The following is a 15,407-nucleotide window of genomic DNA, read 5'->3' as shown; positions in this document are numbered from 1 at the left end:
AACCCGATTGGTCTGGACCATGTTGTGCGGGCTTCGTGTCTCAATACGCCCTTGCCAGGAGGCAGTTGTGGACCGCACCAGACATCCGGCCCTACGGTCATCCCTTTTCGCCGCCCTCACGGCGGCCACCCTCGCCGCGGCCGGACTCGTCGCCGTGGCGCCGTCCGCGCACGCCGCCGACGCCGACCTCATGCGCAACGGCGGCTTCGAATCCGGACTCGACGGCTGGAACTGCACCGCGGGCAGCGGCGTCGCCGTCTCCTCGCCCGTGCACAGCGGCACCGGCGCCCTGAAGGCCACACCGGCCGGGAGCGACAACGCGCAGTGCTCCCAAGTCGTGGCCGTGCAGCCCAACTCCACGTACACGCTGAGCAGTTGGGTGCAGGGCAGCTACGTCTACCTCGGCGCCTCCGGCACCGGCACCACCGACGTGTCGACCTGGACCCAGTCCGCGCCCTCCTGGCAGCAGCTGACGACCACCTTCAAGACCGGCGCGAGCACCACCTCGGTGACCGTCTACACGCACGGCTGGTACGGCACCGCCGCCTACGAGGCCGACGATGTGAGCCTGATCGGCCCCGGCGGCGCCCCCGTCCAGATACCGGCCGCCCCCGCCGGGCTCACCGCCTCCGGCGCCACCTCCTCCAGCATCGGCCTGAGCTGGTCCCCGGCCACCGGCGCCACCGGCTACAACATCTACCGCGACGGCGCCAAGGCGGCCTCGGTGAGCGGGACTTCGGCCACCGTCACGGGTCTGACCCCCACCACCTCGTACGCCTTCCAGGTCGCCGCGACCAACTCTGCGGGGGAGTCCCCGAAGTCGGCCGCCGTCACCGCGGCCACCACGGGCGGAACCACCCCGCCGCCCTCCGGCCACGCGCTGGTCGGCTATCTGCACGCGTCCTTCGCCAACGGCGCGGGCTACACGCGCATGGCGGACGTGCCCGACGACTGGAACATCATCGACCTGGCCTTCGGCGAACCGACCTCGGCGACCTCGGGCGACATCCGGTTCAACCTGTGCCCGGTCAGCGAGTGCCCGACCGTCGAGCCGCTCGCCGACTTCAAGGCCGCCATCAAGGCCAAGCAGGCCGCGGGCAAGAAGGTGCTCATCTCGATCGGCGGCCAGAACGGCCAGGTCCAGCTCACCACGACCGCCGCCCGCGACACCTTCGTCTCCTCCGTCTCGAAGATCATCGACGACTACGGCCTGGACGGCCTCGACATCGACTTCGAGGGCCACTCCCTGTCCCTGAACACCGGCGACACGGACTTCAGGAGCCCCACAACTCCCGTCATCGTCAACCTCATTGACGCCCTGAAGACCCTCAAGGCCAAGTACGGCTCCAAGTTCGTCCTGACGATGGCCCCGGAGACGTTCTTCGTTCAGCTGGGGTATCAGTACTACGGCTCGGGCCCCTGGGGCGGGCAGGATCCGCGCTGCGGCGCCTACCTTCCGGTCATCCACGCGCTGCGCGACTCGCTCACGCTGCTGCACGTCCAGGACTACAACTCGGGCTCGATCATGGGCCTGGACAACCAGTACCACTCGATGGGCGGCTCGGACTTCCACATCGCCATGACCGACATGCTGCTCACCGGCTTCCCGGTCGCGGGCGACACCTCGAAGACGTTTCCCGCGCTGCGCCCCGACCAGGTCGCCATCGGCCTGCCCGCCTCCACTCAGGCCGGCAACGGCTGGACCAGCCCGACCGAGGTCGCCAAGACCCTGGACTGCCTGACGAAGAAGGCGAACTGCGGCGCGTACCAGACCCACGGAACCTGGCCGGGCCTGCGCGGCCTGATGACGTGGTCCATCAACTGGGACCGGTTCAACGGCGGCGAGTTCTCGAAGAACTTCGACGCATACCCGTGGAGCTGACCACCAGGAGCGCCCCGCACAGGCAGCAGCTGGCCAGCACGTCCAGGGGCCAGTGGTAGCCGTGCAGGACCAGACCGATGCCCGTCGCCGCGGTGAGTGCCCCCGCGGCGACGGGCATCAGCCACCTGCGGCGTACGTGCGGAGACAGCAGGAGCGCGGCCCCGCCATAGGCCACCATCGCGGTCGCGGTATGGCCCGAGGGGTAGTAGCCGGTGGCGGCCTCCAGTGGACCCGGCCGGGCGATCCAGTCCTTCAGCGGCACGATGAGGAGCGGCACGAGCGCCATCGTCACGGCGGCGATCAACGCCTGCCGGCGCAGGCCGCGCCACAGGGCGTACGCGATGGCCAGGGCGAGGACGGGGAGCGCGACCGGCATGCTGCCGAGGTCGGCGAGGGCTTCCGCGAGGGCGGCCGGGCCGTGGCCGGTCACCGCCCGGTCCAGGCGCTCGTCAAGACGGCGCAGCGGGCCACCGGATGCGACCTGCCAGGTGATGACCGCGAACACGCAGAGCAGCGTGGCGAAGAGGAAAGCCGGCCGCCCCGGAACAGGGGGGGAGGTTCCGGGGCGGCCGCCTTGACCGGCGTACCGCTCGCCCCGGGGGGTGTGGGGCGGACGGCCATCCGATCGGTGAGGAGTTCCGGAGCCGGAGGCTCCAGTGGTGTGCGCGAGGGCACGACCAGGGCAAGGCTGGGGATGCTCCGCCCTGGAATCGCCCGCAGTCCCCTGCGGGCGGGGTGTTTCTCTCATCTGCAGAAACCGTACGGCAGACCGCGGGGGACCGACAGCGGGAACTCCATCCCGCCATTGCCCCCCCACACGTTCTTCACAGGCGGTGCCGACTACTCAGCGTCACACGCTGGTGAAGGCCTGCTCGATGATGTCGAGGCCCTCGTTCAGGAGGTCCTCGCCGATGACCAGCGGGGGCAGGAAGCGCAGCACGTTGCCGTACGTGCCGCAGGTCAGGACGAGCAGTCCCTCCGCGTGGCAGGCCTTGGCGAGCGCGCCCGCGGCCTCCGGGTTCGGCGTCTTCGAGGCGCGGTCCTTGACAAGCTCGATGGCGATCATGGCGCCGCGGCCGCGGATGTCGCCGATGATGTCGTACTTCTCGGCCATGGTCGCCAGGCGCGCCTTCATGACCTCCTCGATGCGCTTGGCCTTGCCGTTGAGGTCGAGCTCCTTCATCGTCTCGATCGCGCCGAGGGCGGCGGCACAGGCCACCGGGTTGCCGCCGTAGGTGCCGCCGAGGCCGCCCGCGTGCGCGGAGTCCATGATCTCGGCGCGGCCCGTCACGGCGGCGAGCGGCATGCCGCCCGCGATGCCCTTGGCGGTGGTGATGAGGTCCGGGACGATGCCCTCGTCCTCGCAGGCGAACCACTGGCCGGTGCGGCAGAAGCCGGACTGGATCTCGTCCGCGACGAAGACGATCCCGTTGTCCTTGGCGAACTGGCTGATCGCGGGCAGGAAGCCCTTGGCCGGCTCGATGAAGCCGCCCTCGCCGAGCACCGGCTCGATGATGATCGCGGCGACGTTGTCCGCGCCGATCTGCTTGTTGATCATGTCGATGGCCTGCGCGGACGCCTCGGCGCCGGCGTTCTCCGGGCCGGTCAGCCAGCGGTAGCCGTAGGCCACCGGCACGCGGTAGACCTCGGGCGCGAACGGTCCGAAGCCGTTCTTGTACGGCATGTTCTTGGAGGTCAGCGCCATCGTCAGGTTGGTGCGGCCGTGGTAGCCGTGGTCGAAGACGACGACGGCCTGGCGCTTGGTGTACGCACGGGCGATCTTGACGGCGTTCTCGACGGCCTCGGCGCCCGAGTTGAACAGGGCGGACTTCTTGGCGTGGTCGCCCGGGGTCAGCTCGGCGAGCTGCTCGGCGACGGCGACGTAGCCCTCGTACGGCGTGACCATGAAGCAGGTGTGCGTGAAGTCCTGCAGCTGGGCGCTGGCGCGGCGCACCACGGCTTCGGCGGAGGCGCCCACCGACGTCACCGCGATGCCGGAACCGAAGTCGATCAGGCGGTTGCCGTCGACGTCCTCGATGATGCCGCCGCCCGCGCGCGCGGTGAAGACGGGCAGCGTGGAGCCCACACCGGCGGCGACGGCCGCGAGACGGCGGGCCTGAAGCTCCTGCGACTTCGGGCCGGGGATGGCGGTGACGACGCGGCGCTCCTGCGGGATCGCGCTCATGAGGGGCTCCTGGAGATTTTCGTGGGGATTCGGACGCTTCCTTGGCTTTCTTGGCAGGCTAAGGCGCACGAACGGGCCGTGGCATGCGCCGTTCGGTAGTGGTGGGGGTGTGTCCGTTGTCCTCGGCGGACAGTTCCCCCGGGCGAGCATGTGGTGCGCTGCGGCGGTGAACGCTCGTGCCCTGCCGCTAGATTGAGCGTTCGCAGCGCTCGGAACGGACCTGGCTGGTCAGGGGGCAAGGGGTCGATGGACACCGAAGGCACGCAGGACGCACGCGGCACCCGTTCGGGGGCGGTCCCGCGCCCCGTAGTGCCGCCGCCGCGCCCGCCGCTCCCGCCTCGGCCCGTCGAGGCGCCCGCGGCCGCGCCCGCCCTCGGTGACTGGCTGCGCACCCCGCGCGCCCCGGCCGAACCCGGCCTGTGGCGCTTCGGCCACAAGCCGCGCCCCGACGCCGACCCGGACCGGGTGCCCGACCGGGCCCTCCTCGTCGGCGCGCTCGTGGCCCTGCTCGCGGCCACCCTCGTCTGGTCGCTGTGGACCAACGGGTACGTCCCGCACAGCCGGGTGCTGCTTGAGCTGTTCACGCCGACACAGTGGTGGAGGTATCCGAGGCCGCCCGAGGCGATCACCGCCATCGAGGTCTACAACAGCCTCTTCGCGGCGCTGCTGATCTACGTGTTCGGCCGGATGGGCAACTGGCTGGAGGTGTTCCGGCGGTACGCGGTCGACTGCCCCCAGCCCGAGCGGACCCTGCGCACCGCGCTGGCCGGCGGCGTGGCGGTATGGCTGGTGATAGGGACCAGCCTGTTCCCGTTCTTCTTCACCGTCTGGAGCCTGTTCCCGCTGTCCTGGACCACCGGCAACGGCGACCGGGCGGTGGCCACGTTCGTCAATTACGCGCTGTACGTGCTGGTCGGAGGCGCCGTGCTGTGGCCCTTCGCCAAGGCCGGCGACTGGCTCGGCCACTTCCGCAAGCGCAAGGCCGACCCCGCGGCGCAGGCGTCCGCACCCCCCACCTCTGTCGCCTCCCCGGCCGACTGGCCCCAGCTGCGGGCAGCGGGTCTCGCCGCGGCCGCCGACCGGCTGGTGGCCGAGGAGCGGTCCGGGCGGATGAACGACGTCGACTGCGTACGGATCCGGCGGGCCTGGGCATCGGTGAAGGCCGACCCGGCCCGGCTCGGCGCGTTCACCGAGGCGGTCGCCGGGCAGGGCGCGCGGGCCTGTCTGCACCCCTCGGGCGATCGCGAGCTGCCCGCCCGCGCGGCCACCCACGACCTCCTCACCTCGCAGGTCCGGCTCGGCCGCTACCCGGACGCCGAGCGCACCCCGGTTGCCCGCAGGGGCGCGGGCGCGGCCGTCGACCCGGCCGCGCTCGGCTCCTCGCTGCTCGCGGTCGGACCGTTCGGCTCGGGCAAGACCCGGCACCTGGTGCGGCCCGTGGTGGAGTCGCTCGCGCTCCAGGCGCTGGCCGGGAAGGCCGCCGTCGTCGCGGTGTGCGCGGCGGGCACCCCGCTCGGCGCCGACGACGGCTACGACGTGGTGATCAAGCCCGGCGACGCCTCCTCGGCGTACGACCTCGACCTGTACGGCGGCACCGCCGACCCCGACGAGGCCGCCGGCCTGCTCGCCGAGGCCTTCGCCGGGGACATCCCCGAGGTCGACTCGCGGCGGGCCGCGACCGCCCTCGCGCAACTGCTCGGCCCCTACCGCGCGGCCCACGGACGCTTCCCCGCCGTCCCCGTCCTGCGCGAGCTGCTCGACGGATCACCCGGCGCCATCGAAGAGCTCCGGGCGAGCCTCGACGCCGAAGAGCACCGCTCCTATCATCGCGAACTCGACGCCAGGGAGCGGCAGTTGGGCACCCCGGGCGACCCGGGGCTCGCGCTCGCCGCGCGCGTCGCGGTGCTCGACCGCCCTGCCTTCGAGGGCTTCTTCGACACCACCGGCGAGACCCGGCCGTTCTCGCTGCGCTCGCTCGAACACCCGCTGCGGGTCCGCGTCGACGTGCCCGAACGCGGCCACCCGGAGGCGGCGCACCTGCTGACCCGGCTGATGCTGGCCCAGTTCACCGCCGGCGCGGCCGCCCGCCGGGACCGCTCGCTCTTCGCCTTCCTCGCCGTCGACGACGCCACGCACGCCGTCACCGCCGAGTCCGTACGGGCCCTGCAACGGCTGCGGAACTGCAACGCCGGGGTGCTGCTCACCCTGCGGGCGCTCGGCGACGTACCGGAACAGCTGCACACCTCGCTGCTCGGCTCGGTCGGCTGCCACATGACGTTCTCCGGGGTCACCACCTGGGACGGGCGGCTCTTCGCGCAGGCATGGGGCACCGAGTGGGTGGAGACCACCGAGGTCGCCAAGCACACCGTCTTCGCCGACCAGCCGCTCACCCGGGCGGTCCACGCGCTGCGCAAACTCGTCACCGGCAAGGCCGTCACCACCGACGCCGTCACCGTGCGCAAGGTCGAACGGGAGCGCTGGTCGGCCTCCGAGCTCGCCCACCAGGTGCCCGCCGGGCACGCGGTGCTCTCGCTGACCACCGTGAAGGGAGAGCACGCGCCGCCGCTCCTGGTGGACCTACGGGCCTGAGACCGGTACTGAGCGGTTGACCGGCTCGGCGGAACCTGGCCGAGCTGGCAAAATGGAGTTGCCCGTTCATACGGGACGTAGCAATTACGCAATTACGTGCCATCGCCGCGTCCCGTAGTTCCTGACTTCCTGCCGCGAAGGTAACCCGGTCCCATGCCGCCCACGCTCGCCTCGCTCGTCCAGCACTCGGCCCTCAAGCTCACCGTGCGCGCGGGGGAGGACCACCTGGACCGCCCGGTGCGCTGGGCCCACGTCAGCGAACTCGCCGACCCCGTCCCGTACATGGAGGGCGGCGAGCTGCTGCTCATCACCGCGATGACGCTGGACGCCGAGGACCCCCAGGCCATGCGCCGGTACGTGCGCAGGCTGGCCAGGGCCGGGGTGGTCGGGATCGGCTTCGCGATCGGCGTCAACTACGACACCGTGCCGGAGGCGCTGCTCACCGCGGCCCGCGAGGAGGACCTCCCGCTCCTTGAGGTGCCCCGGCGCACCCCGTTCCTGGCCATCTCCAAGGCGGTCTCGGCGGCCATCTCGGCCGACCAGTACCGCGCGGTCACCGCCGGGTTCGAGGCGCAGCGCGAGCTGACGAAGGCGGCGCTGTCCGACGGTCCGGCCGTCCTGATCACCAAGCTCGCCGCGCACGTCGACGGCTGGGCCGCGCTGTACGACACCTCCGGCGCGGTCGTGGCGGCAGCCCCGGAGTGGGCCGCCCGGCGCGCCGCCCGGCTCGCCCCGGACGTCGCCCGGCTGCGCGAACGCGCGGCCCCGGCCAGCGCCGTCGTCGGCGCCGACGACTCGTCCGGCGACCGCGTCGAGCTCCAGTCGCTCGGCACGGGACGCCGCGTGCGGGGCGCCCTGGCCGTGGGTACGGGGGCGCCCCTCGGCACGGCGGAACGGTACGCGGTGCACTCGGCAGTCGCTCTGCTGACCTTGACGACGGAACGCTCCCGCTCGCTCCAGTCCGCCGAGCAGCGCCTGGGCGCGGCCGTGCTCCGGATGCTGCTCTCCGGGCAGCAGGACCACGCGCGCGCGGTGGCGGGCGATCTCTACGGCGGCCTCCTGGACGCGCCGTTCCGGCTGGTCATCGCCGAACCCGCGGGGGAGGGCGACCCCGCGGGGCTCGGCGCGCTCGCCGAGGCGATGGAGTCGGCCGCGGCGCGCTGCGGCGAGGCGGTGCTCGTGGTGCCCGAGGGGGCGCGGCTGGTGGTGCTGGCGGCGGACGGCGGCGAGGCCGTCGCGGCCTGCCAGTCCCACGAGGCCGCCGAGGGCGAGGAACTCGTCATCGGCCTCTCCGCGCCGGCCGGGCCGATCGCGGCGGCCTCCGCGTACAAGCAGGCCGAGCAGGCGCTGTCGGTGGCGCGGCGGCGGGGCCAACTACTCGTGGAACACGAGCAGTTGGTGGCGGGGTCCGTGCTGCCGCTCCTCGCGGACGACGCGGTGCGGGCCTTCGCTGACGGCATGCTCCGTGCGCTGCACGAGCACGATGCGACGGGGCGTGGCGATCTGGTGGCCTCGCTGCGGGCGTGGCTGTCGCGGCACGGCCAGTGGGACGCGGCGGCGGACCTCGGTGTCCACCGGCACACCCTGCGCTACCGGATGCGCCGCGTGGAGGAAATCCTGGGCCGCTCCCTGGACGACCCCGACGTCCGCATGGAGCTGTGGCTGGCGCTGAAGGCGACCTCGGCGCCGGACGCCTGAGGTTTCCCCACCCCGCCCCTTCCCGAGACCCTCCGGGGGTATGGATTGGGCTGAACTGGCCTTCTGGGGCTTCGCCCCAGACCCCGTTCGCGCCTTAAGGGCGCTCGTCCTCAATCGCCGGACGGGCTGAAGATGCCGATCCGGGCCAGCACCATCCTGCTAGGGGCGCGGGGAACTGCGCGCCCAGCCACGCACGGTCCGCAGCCGAACGAACTCCCCCGGCGGGTTTCGGGAAGGGGTGGGGTGGGGGCTCCCGGGGTCTGGGGCGGAGCCCCAGCTCGCTCCGCCCGGTCGGGATGACAAAGCGGCGCAACCCGCGCTCCGATCACTCCACCCCGGACAAACGCGCACCCCCGCCCCCCGGCCTACCGTGAGGGCATGACTTCTACCCACGCCTTCTGGCTCGCCGGCCGCGAGGCCACCGGCGACGACCGCTTCGATGTCACTTCGCCCTGGGACGGCCGTCACGTCGCCTCGGTCAGCGTGCCCACCGACGCCCAGGTCGAGGAGGCCGTGGCAGCGGCGCACGCCGTCGTGGAGGAGTTCGCGGCGACCCCGGCGCACGTCCGCGCCGCAGCCCTCGACCACGTATCGAAGCGGCTCGCCGAGCGCACCGAGGAGATCGCCCAGCTGATCTCCGCCGAGAACGGCAAGCCGATCAAGTGGGCCCGCGGCGAGGTCGGCCGCGCGGTGTCCGTGTTCCGCTTCGCGGCCGAGGAGGCCCGCCGCTTCAACGGCGGCGAGGCCCAGCGCCTGGACACCGACGGCGGCGGCGTGGGCCGCCTCGCCCTGACCCGCCGCTTCCCCAAGGGCGTCGTCCTCGGCATCGCGCCGTTCAACTTCCCGCTGAACCTGTGCGCCCACAAGGTCGCCCCGGCCATCGCCGTCGGCGCCCCGATCATCCTGAAGCCCGCCCCCGCGACCCCGCTCTCGGGCCTCGTCCTCGGCGAACTGCTCGCCGAGACCGAGCTGCCCGCCGGCTCGTGGAGCATCCTGCCGGTCGCCAACGACAAGATGCCGGCCCTGGTGCAGGACGACCGCCTCCCGGTCATCTCCTTCACCGGCTCCGACAAGGTCGGCTACGCGATCATGGACTCGGTGCCGCGCAAGCACTGCACCCTGGAGCTCGGCGGCAACGGCGCGGCCGTGGTCCTCGCCGACTGGGCCTCGGAGGAGGACCTGGACTGGGCGGCCACCCGCATCGCCACCTTCTCCAACTACCAGGGCGGCCAGTCCTGCATCTCGGTGCAGCGGGTCATCGCGGACGCCGCCGTCTACGACCGGCTGCTGCCCAAGGTCGTCGCCGCCGTCGAGGCACAGGTCACCGGCGACCCGTCCGACTCGGCCACCGACGTCGGCCCGCTGGTCAGCGAGGACGCCGCCAAGCGCGTCGAGTCCTGGGTCGACGAGGCCGTCTCGGCCGGCGCCAAGCTGCTCACCGGCGGCAAGCGCGACGGCGCGAGCTACGCGCCCACCGTGCTCACCGAGCTGCCCGCCGACACCACCCTCGCCTGCGAGGAGGTCTTCGGACCCGTCCTGACCGTACAGAAGGTGGACGGCGAGGCCGAGGCGTTCGCCGCGGTCAACTCCTCCAAGTACGGCCTCCAGGCAGGGGTGTTCACGCACGACCTGCAGACCGCCTTCCGCGCCCACCGGGCCCTGGAGGTCGGCGGCGTGATCATCGGCGACGTGCCGTCCTACCGCGCCGACCAGATGCCGTACGGCGGCGCCAAGGCCTCCGGCGTCGGCCGCGAGGGCGTCCGCTACGCGATGGACGACTACACCTACGAGCGCGTCCTCGTCCTGACGGGCCTCGCCCTCTAGGACACCGCGCCACGAGACCGGCGGCCGGAACCCACTGTGCGGGGGTTCCGGCCGCCGTCGTACGTCCGGGCGGGCGCGAGGGGTGGTCCAAGCGCCGGGAATCGGGTACATACGGACGAGTAGCACCACCCGGTAACGGGCAGCCGCCCGCACCCGTCAGCCCGCGGCGAGGAGAACCCCTCAATGACCGCACCACAGCACACGCCCAAGGTCTCCGAGCGCGAGGCGCGCCAGGTCGCCGAGGCCGCCCGCGAGCAGGACTGGCGCAAGCCCAGCTTCGCGAAGGAACTCTTCCTCGGCCGGCTGCGCCTCGATCTGATCCACCCCCATCCGCTGCCCGCCCCCGACGACGTGGAGCGAGGCGAGGCCTTCCTCGCCAAGATGCGCGACTTCTGCGAGACCCGTGTGGACGGCCGCCTCATCGAGCGCGAGTCGCGGATCCCCGACGAGGTCGTGAACGGGCTCAAGGAGCTCGGCGCCTTCGGGATGAAGATCGACACGAAGTACGGCGGCCAGGGGCTGACCCAGGTCTACTACAACAAGGCGCTCACGCTGGCCGGTTCGGCGAGCCCCGCGATCGGCGCGCTGCTCTCCGCGCACCAGTCGATCGGGGTGCCCCAGCCGCTGAAGCTGTTCGGCACCCAGGAGCAGAAGGACACCTTCCTGCCGCGCTGCGCCCGTACCGACATCTCGGCCTTCCTGCTCACCGAGCCCGACGTGGGCTCCGACCCGGCCCGGCTCGCGACCTCGGCGGTGCCCGACGGCGACGAGTACGTCCTGGACGGCGTGAAGCTGTGGACCACCAACGGCGTCGTCGCGGACCTCCTCGTCGTGATGGCCCGGGTGCCCAGGTCCGAGGGGCACAAGGGCGGCATCACGGCGTTCGTCGTAGAGGCGGACTCGCCGGGCGTCACCGTCGAGAACCGCAACGCGTTCATGGGCCTGCGCGGCATCGAGAACGGCGTCACCCGCTTCCACCAGGTCCGCGTCCCGGCCGCCAACCGGATCGGCCCCGAGGGCTCCGGCCTCAAGATCGCCCTGACCACCCTCAACACCGGCCGCCTCTCGCTGCCCGCGATGTGCGTGGGTAGCGGCAAATGGTGCCTGAAGATCGCCCGCGAATGGGCGGGCGTACGCGAGCAGTGGGGCCGTCCGGTCGCCCGGCACGAGGCGGTCGGCGCGAAGATCTCCTTCATCGCCGCGACCACGTTCGCCCTCGAAGCCATGACGGACCTCTCGGCGCAGATGGCCGACGAGGACCGCAACGACATCCGCATCGAGGCCGCCCTCGCCAAGCTGTACGGGTCCGAGATGGGCTGGCTGATGACGGACGAGCTGGTCCAGATCCGCGGCGGCCGCGGCTTCGAGACCGCGGACTCGCTCGCCGCCCGCGGGGAGCGCGCCGTCCCCGCCGAGCAGATGCTCCGCGACATGCGGATCAACCGGATCTTCGAGGGCTCGACGGAGATCATGCACCTGCTGATCGCCCGCGAGGCGGTCGACGCCCACCTGTCCGTCGCGGGCGACCTGATCGACCCCGACAAGTCCCTCCAGGACAAGGCCAAGGCGGGTGCGAACGCCGCCGGGTTCTACGCCAAGTGGCTGCCCAAGCTGGTCGCGGGTCCGGGTCAACTCCCGCGCTCGTACGGCGAGTTCGGGCCCCTCGCCCAGCATCTGCGCTACGCCGAGCGCTCCGCGCGCAAGCTCGCCCGCTCGACGTTCTACGCGATGTCGCGCTGGCAGGGCCGGATGGAGACCAAGCAGGGCTTCCTCGGCCGCATCGTCGACATCGGGGCCGAACTGTTCGCCATCAGCGCGGCCTGCGTACGGGCCGAGCACCTGCGGGCGACCGGCGAGAACGGCCGCGAGGCGGTCCAGCTGGCCGACACGTTCTGCCGGCAGTCCCGCATCCGCGTGGAGGAGCTCTTCACCCGGCTGTGGAGCAACACCGACGACCTCGACCGCAAGATCGTCGGCGAGGTCCTCGCCGGTTCCTACACCTGGCTGGAGGAGGGCGTCCTCGACCCGTCCGACGACGGCCCCTGGATCGCGGACGCGACCCCAGGCCCGGCCAAGCGCGACAACGTCCACCGCCCCATCCGCTGAGCCGGTACGGACCGGTCCCGTACGGGATGTGAAGGCCGGAGCGGCCGGCTCCGCTCCGGTGCCCGGCCCGCGGGCGCCGCCCCGACAGCGGGGTACGGGACGGCGCCCGCGTACTCATCGCGGTCCTATTGGCAGGAGCGCTGTTCGGGCGCACAGCCGATGCGGCAACAATGGGGGGCATGAGCGACAGCCCAGCCCCCCTCGCCGACCCCCACATCGCCTTCGATCCAGCCGAAGGCCGACGCGACGTGGTGGTCCTCGGATCCACCGGGTCCATCGGTACCCAGGCCATCGACCTGGTCCTGCGCAACCCCGACCGCTTCCGCGTGACCGCGCTCTCCGCGGCCGGCGGCCGGGTCGAGCTGCTCGCCGAGCAGGCCCGCCGACTGCGGGTCGCCGCCGTCGCGGTGGCGCGCGAGGACGCCGTGCCCGCGCTGCGCGAGGCACTGGCGGCGCAGTACGGCGGCGAGCCGCTCCCCGAGATCCTGGCGGGCCCCGACGCGGCCACCGAACTCGCGGCCTCCCCCTGCCACACCGTCCTGAACGGGATCACCGGCTCGATCGGGCTCGCCCCCACGCTGGCCGCGCTCCGGGCCGGCCGCACGCTCGCGCTCGCCAACAAGGAGTCGCTGATCGTCGGCGGCCCGCTCGTCAAGGCGATCGCCGGGCCCGGCCAGATCATCCCCGTCGACTCCGAGCACGCCGCACTGTTCCAGGCGCTGGCCGCCGGCAAGCGCGCCGACGTGCGCAAGCTCGTCGTGACCGCGTCCGGCGGGCCGTTCCGGGGACGTACCAAGAGCGAACTCGCCGACGTCACCCCGGCCGACGCGCTGGCCCACCCCACCTGGGCGATGGGCCCCGTCATCACGGTCAACTCGGCGACCCTGGTCAACAAGGGCCTGGAGGTGATCGAGGCCCACCTGCTCTACGACATCCCCTTCGAGCGCATCGAGGTCGTCGTCCACCCCCAGTCCTACGTCCACTCCATGGTCGAGTTCACCGACGGCTCCACGCTGGCGCAGGCGACCCCGCCGGACATGCGCGGGCCGATCGCGATCGGTCTCGGCTGGCCCGAGCGGATCCCGGACGCGGCGCCCGCCTTCGACTGGTCCAAGGCCTCGACCTGGGAGTTCTTCCCGCTCGACAACGAGGCGTTCCCGTCGGTGGGACTCGCCCGGCACGTCGGGGAGCTGGGCGGGACGGCTCCGGCGGTGTTCAATGCCGCGAACGAGGAATGCGTGGACGCGTTCCTGGCCGGGCGGCTCCCCTTCAGCGGGATCATGGAGACGGTGACGGAGGTCGTCGCCGAACACGGAACGCCGCGGGCGGGAACTTCCCTCACGGTCTCGGACGTCCTGGAAGCGGAGACCTGGGCACGAGCCCGGGCCCGGGAACTCGCGGTGAAGGCAACAGCGGAGGCACGCGCATGACGATCCTGTTGACGGTCCTCGGCATAGCGCTCTTCGCCGTGGGGCTGCTCATCTCCATCGCGTGGCACGAGCTCGGCCACCTCTCCACGGCCAAGCTCTTCGGCATCCGCGTGCCCCAGTACATGGTCGGCTTCGGCCCCACCATCTGGTCGCGCAAGAAGGGCGACACGGAGTACGGCATCAAGGCGGTGCCGGCCGGCGGCTACATCCGCATGATCGGCATGTTCCCGCCCGGCGCGGACGGCCGCATCGAGGCACGGTCGACCTCGCCGTTCCGCGGCATGATCGAGGACGCCAGGGCCGCGGCCTTCGAGGAGCTCCAGCCCGGCGACGAGGACCGGCTCTTCTACACGCGCAAGCCCTGGAAGCGCGTCATCGTCATGTTCGCCGGCCCGTTCATGAACCTGATCCTCGCGGTGGCGATCTTCCTCACCGTGCTCATGGGCTTCGGCATGGCCACCCAGACCACCCAGGTCGCGGGCGTCCAGAAGTGCGTGATCGCGCAGAGCGAGAAGCGCGAGACCTGCAAGGCGGGCGACGCGGTCTCGCCCGCCGAGGCCGCCGGCCTGAAGACCGGCGACAAGATCGTCGCCTTCAACGGGACGCCCGTGAAGGACTGGTCCGACCTCTCGGACCGCATCCGCGAGACCATCGGCCCGGCCACGATCACCGTGGAGCGCGCCGGCCAGCAGGTCGTCCTGCACGCCACGCTCGCCAAGAACATGGTGGCCAAGAAGGACTCGGACGGCCAGCCCGTCCCCGACCAGTACGTCCCGGCCGGCTACCTCGGCTTCGCCGCCAAGACCGAGATCCAGCCGCTCAGCTTCGGCGCTTCCGTGAACCGCATGGGCGACATGGTCGAGAACGGCGTCCACTCGATCATCGCCCTGCCCGGCAAGGTCCCGGACCTGTGGAACGCGGCCTTCGACGGCGGCGAGCGCAAGGCCGACTCCCCGGTCGGCGTGGTCGGCGCGGCCCGCCTCAGCGGCGAGGTGCTCAACCTGGACGCCCCGACACAGAACATCATCGCGACGTTCCTGTTCCTGCTCGCGGGCTTCAACCTCTCGCTGTTCCTGTTCAACATGCTGCCGCTGCTGCCGCTGGACGGCGGCCACATCGCGGGCGCCCTGTGGGAGTCGCTGCGCCGCAACCTGGCCCGCGTCCTCAAGCGCCCCGACCCGGGCCCGTTCGACGTGGCGAAGCTGATGCCGGTCGCGTACGTGGTGGCCGGAATCTTCATCTGCTTCACGCTGCTCGTGCTCGTGGCGGACGTGGTGAACCCGGTGAAGATCACCTAGCCGGTCGCGGGGGAGAGGTCTGCCGTACGTGGCCGATGTACGTCGTCGGCGTACGCGGACGGGGGCGGCCCGGGTGCACAGCGTGCCCGGGCCGCCCCTTCGCGTGAACTCTGGGGGCACCGTGTGCTCGGGGCCCTCAGGGTGACGTAACCTCGAAGGCTGGAGCCCGCCGATCTCGGGACCTTGATCCACACCTTGGGGTTGCACAGCAGATGACTGCGATTTCACTGGGAATGCCGTCCGTACCGACCAGGCTGGCCGAGCGTCGCAAGAGCCGTCAGATCCAGGTCGGTTCCGTGGCGGTCGGCGGGGACGCACCCGTCTCGGTGCAGTCCATGACCACGACGAGGACGTCGGACATCGGTGCGACGTTGCAGCAGATCGCCGAGTTGACG

Annotated in this window: 10 protein-coding genes; 8 read left to right on the top strand and 2 right to left on the bottom strand. The window is 71.9% G+C overall.

What is annotated here, in order from left to right; genetic code table 11:
- The first annotated feature begins 67 nt into the window (after positions 1-67).
- Positions 68-1,882 (top strand): chitinase, encoded by a 1,815-nt coding sequence (locus ADK54_RS31840; RefSeq protein ID WP_053729240.1) that lies wholly within the window; start codon positions 68-70, stop codon positions 1,880-1,882.
- Here the strand turns inward: ADK54_RS31840 and ADK54_RS31835 are convergent.
- Together ADK54_RS31835 and gabT are read right to left on the bottom strand one after the other, a co-directional pair.
- Positions 1,833-2,630: a phosphatase PAP2 family protein gene (locus tag ADK54_RS31835; RefSeq protein WP_078966789.1), complete on the bottom strand. Its 798-nt coding sequence runs from the start codon at positions 2,628-2,630 to the stop codon at positions 1,833-1,835. The genes ADK54_RS31840 and ADK54_RS31835 overlap by 50 nt on opposite strands.
- 102 nt (positions 2,631-2,732) lie before the next feature.
- Positions 2,733-4,067 (bottom strand): 4-aminobutyrate--2-oxoglutarate transaminase, encoded by a 1,335-nt coding sequence (gabT, locus tag ADK54_RS31830; RefSeq protein WP_053729239.1) that lies wholly within the window; start codon positions 4,065-4,067, stop codon positions 2,733-2,735.
- A gap of 246 nt (positions 4,068-4,313) precedes the next feature.
- Between gabT and ADK54_RS31825 the strand changes: the two genes are divergently transcribed.
- From ADK54_RS31825 to ADK54_RS44000, 7 genes are all read left to right on the top strand, one after another.
- Positions 4,314-6,656 carry a hypothetical protein gene (locus ADK54_RS31825; RefSeq protein ID WP_053729238.1) on the top strand — a complete coding sequence of 781 codons (2,343 nt, stop codon included), beginning with the start codon at positions 4,314-4,316 and terminating at the stop codon, positions 6,654-6,656.
- A gap of 153 nt (positions 6,657-6,809) precedes the next feature.
- A complete protein-coding gene (locus ADK54_RS31820) occupies positions 6,810-8,354 on the top strand; it encodes a PucR family transcriptional regulator (protein WP_053729237.1) in 1,545 nt (514 codons plus the stop codon).
- 378 nt (positions 8,355-8,732) lie between these two features.
- Positions 8,733-10,178, top strand: a complete 1,446-nt coding sequence (locus tag ADK54_RS31815) for an aldehyde dehydrogenase family protein (RefSeq protein WP_053729236.1) — start codon at positions 8,733-8,735, stop codon at positions 10,176-10,178.
- A gap of 183 nt (positions 10,179-10,361) precedes the next feature.
- On the top strand, positions 10,362-12,284 hold the full coding sequence (locus ADK54_RS31810) for an acyl-CoA dehydrogenase family protein (protein ID WP_053729235.1): 1,923 nt from the start codon (positions 10,362-10,364) through the stop codon (positions 12,282-12,284).
- Positions 12,285-12,463: 179 nt separating this feature from the next.
- On the top strand, positions 12,464-13,714 hold the full coding sequence (gene dxr / locus ADK54_RS31805; RefSeq protein ID WP_053729273.1) for a 1-deoxy-D-xylulose-5-phosphate reductoisomerase: 1,251 nt from the start codon (positions 12,464-12,466) through the stop codon (positions 13,712-13,714).
- The gene (locus tag ADK54_RS31800; protein ID WP_053729234.1) at positions 13,711-15,012 is read left to right on the top strand and encodes a M50 family metallopeptidase; all 1,302 of its coding nucleotides are present in this window, start codon (positions 13,711-13,713) and stop codon (positions 15,010-15,012) included. The genes dxr and ADK54_RS31800 overlap by 4 nt, the downstream gene beginning before the upstream one ends.
- A gap of 212 nt (positions 15,013-15,224) precedes the next feature.
- Positions 15,225-15,407 (top strand): flavodoxin-dependent (E)-4-hydroxy-3-methylbut-2-enyl-diphosphate synthase (locus ADK54_RS44000; protein WP_159047960.1); only part of this gene is annotated, 183 nt, incomplete at its 3' end.

This window comes from Streptomyces sp. WM6378, from assembly GCF_001279695.1.
Classification (GTDB): domain Bacteria; phylum Actinomycetota; class Actinomycetes; order Streptomycetales; family Streptomycetaceae; genus Streptomyces.
The sequence above is the reverse complement of the archived record's forward strand: the minus strand, read 5'-3'. Positions and strand labels throughout refer to the sequence as shown.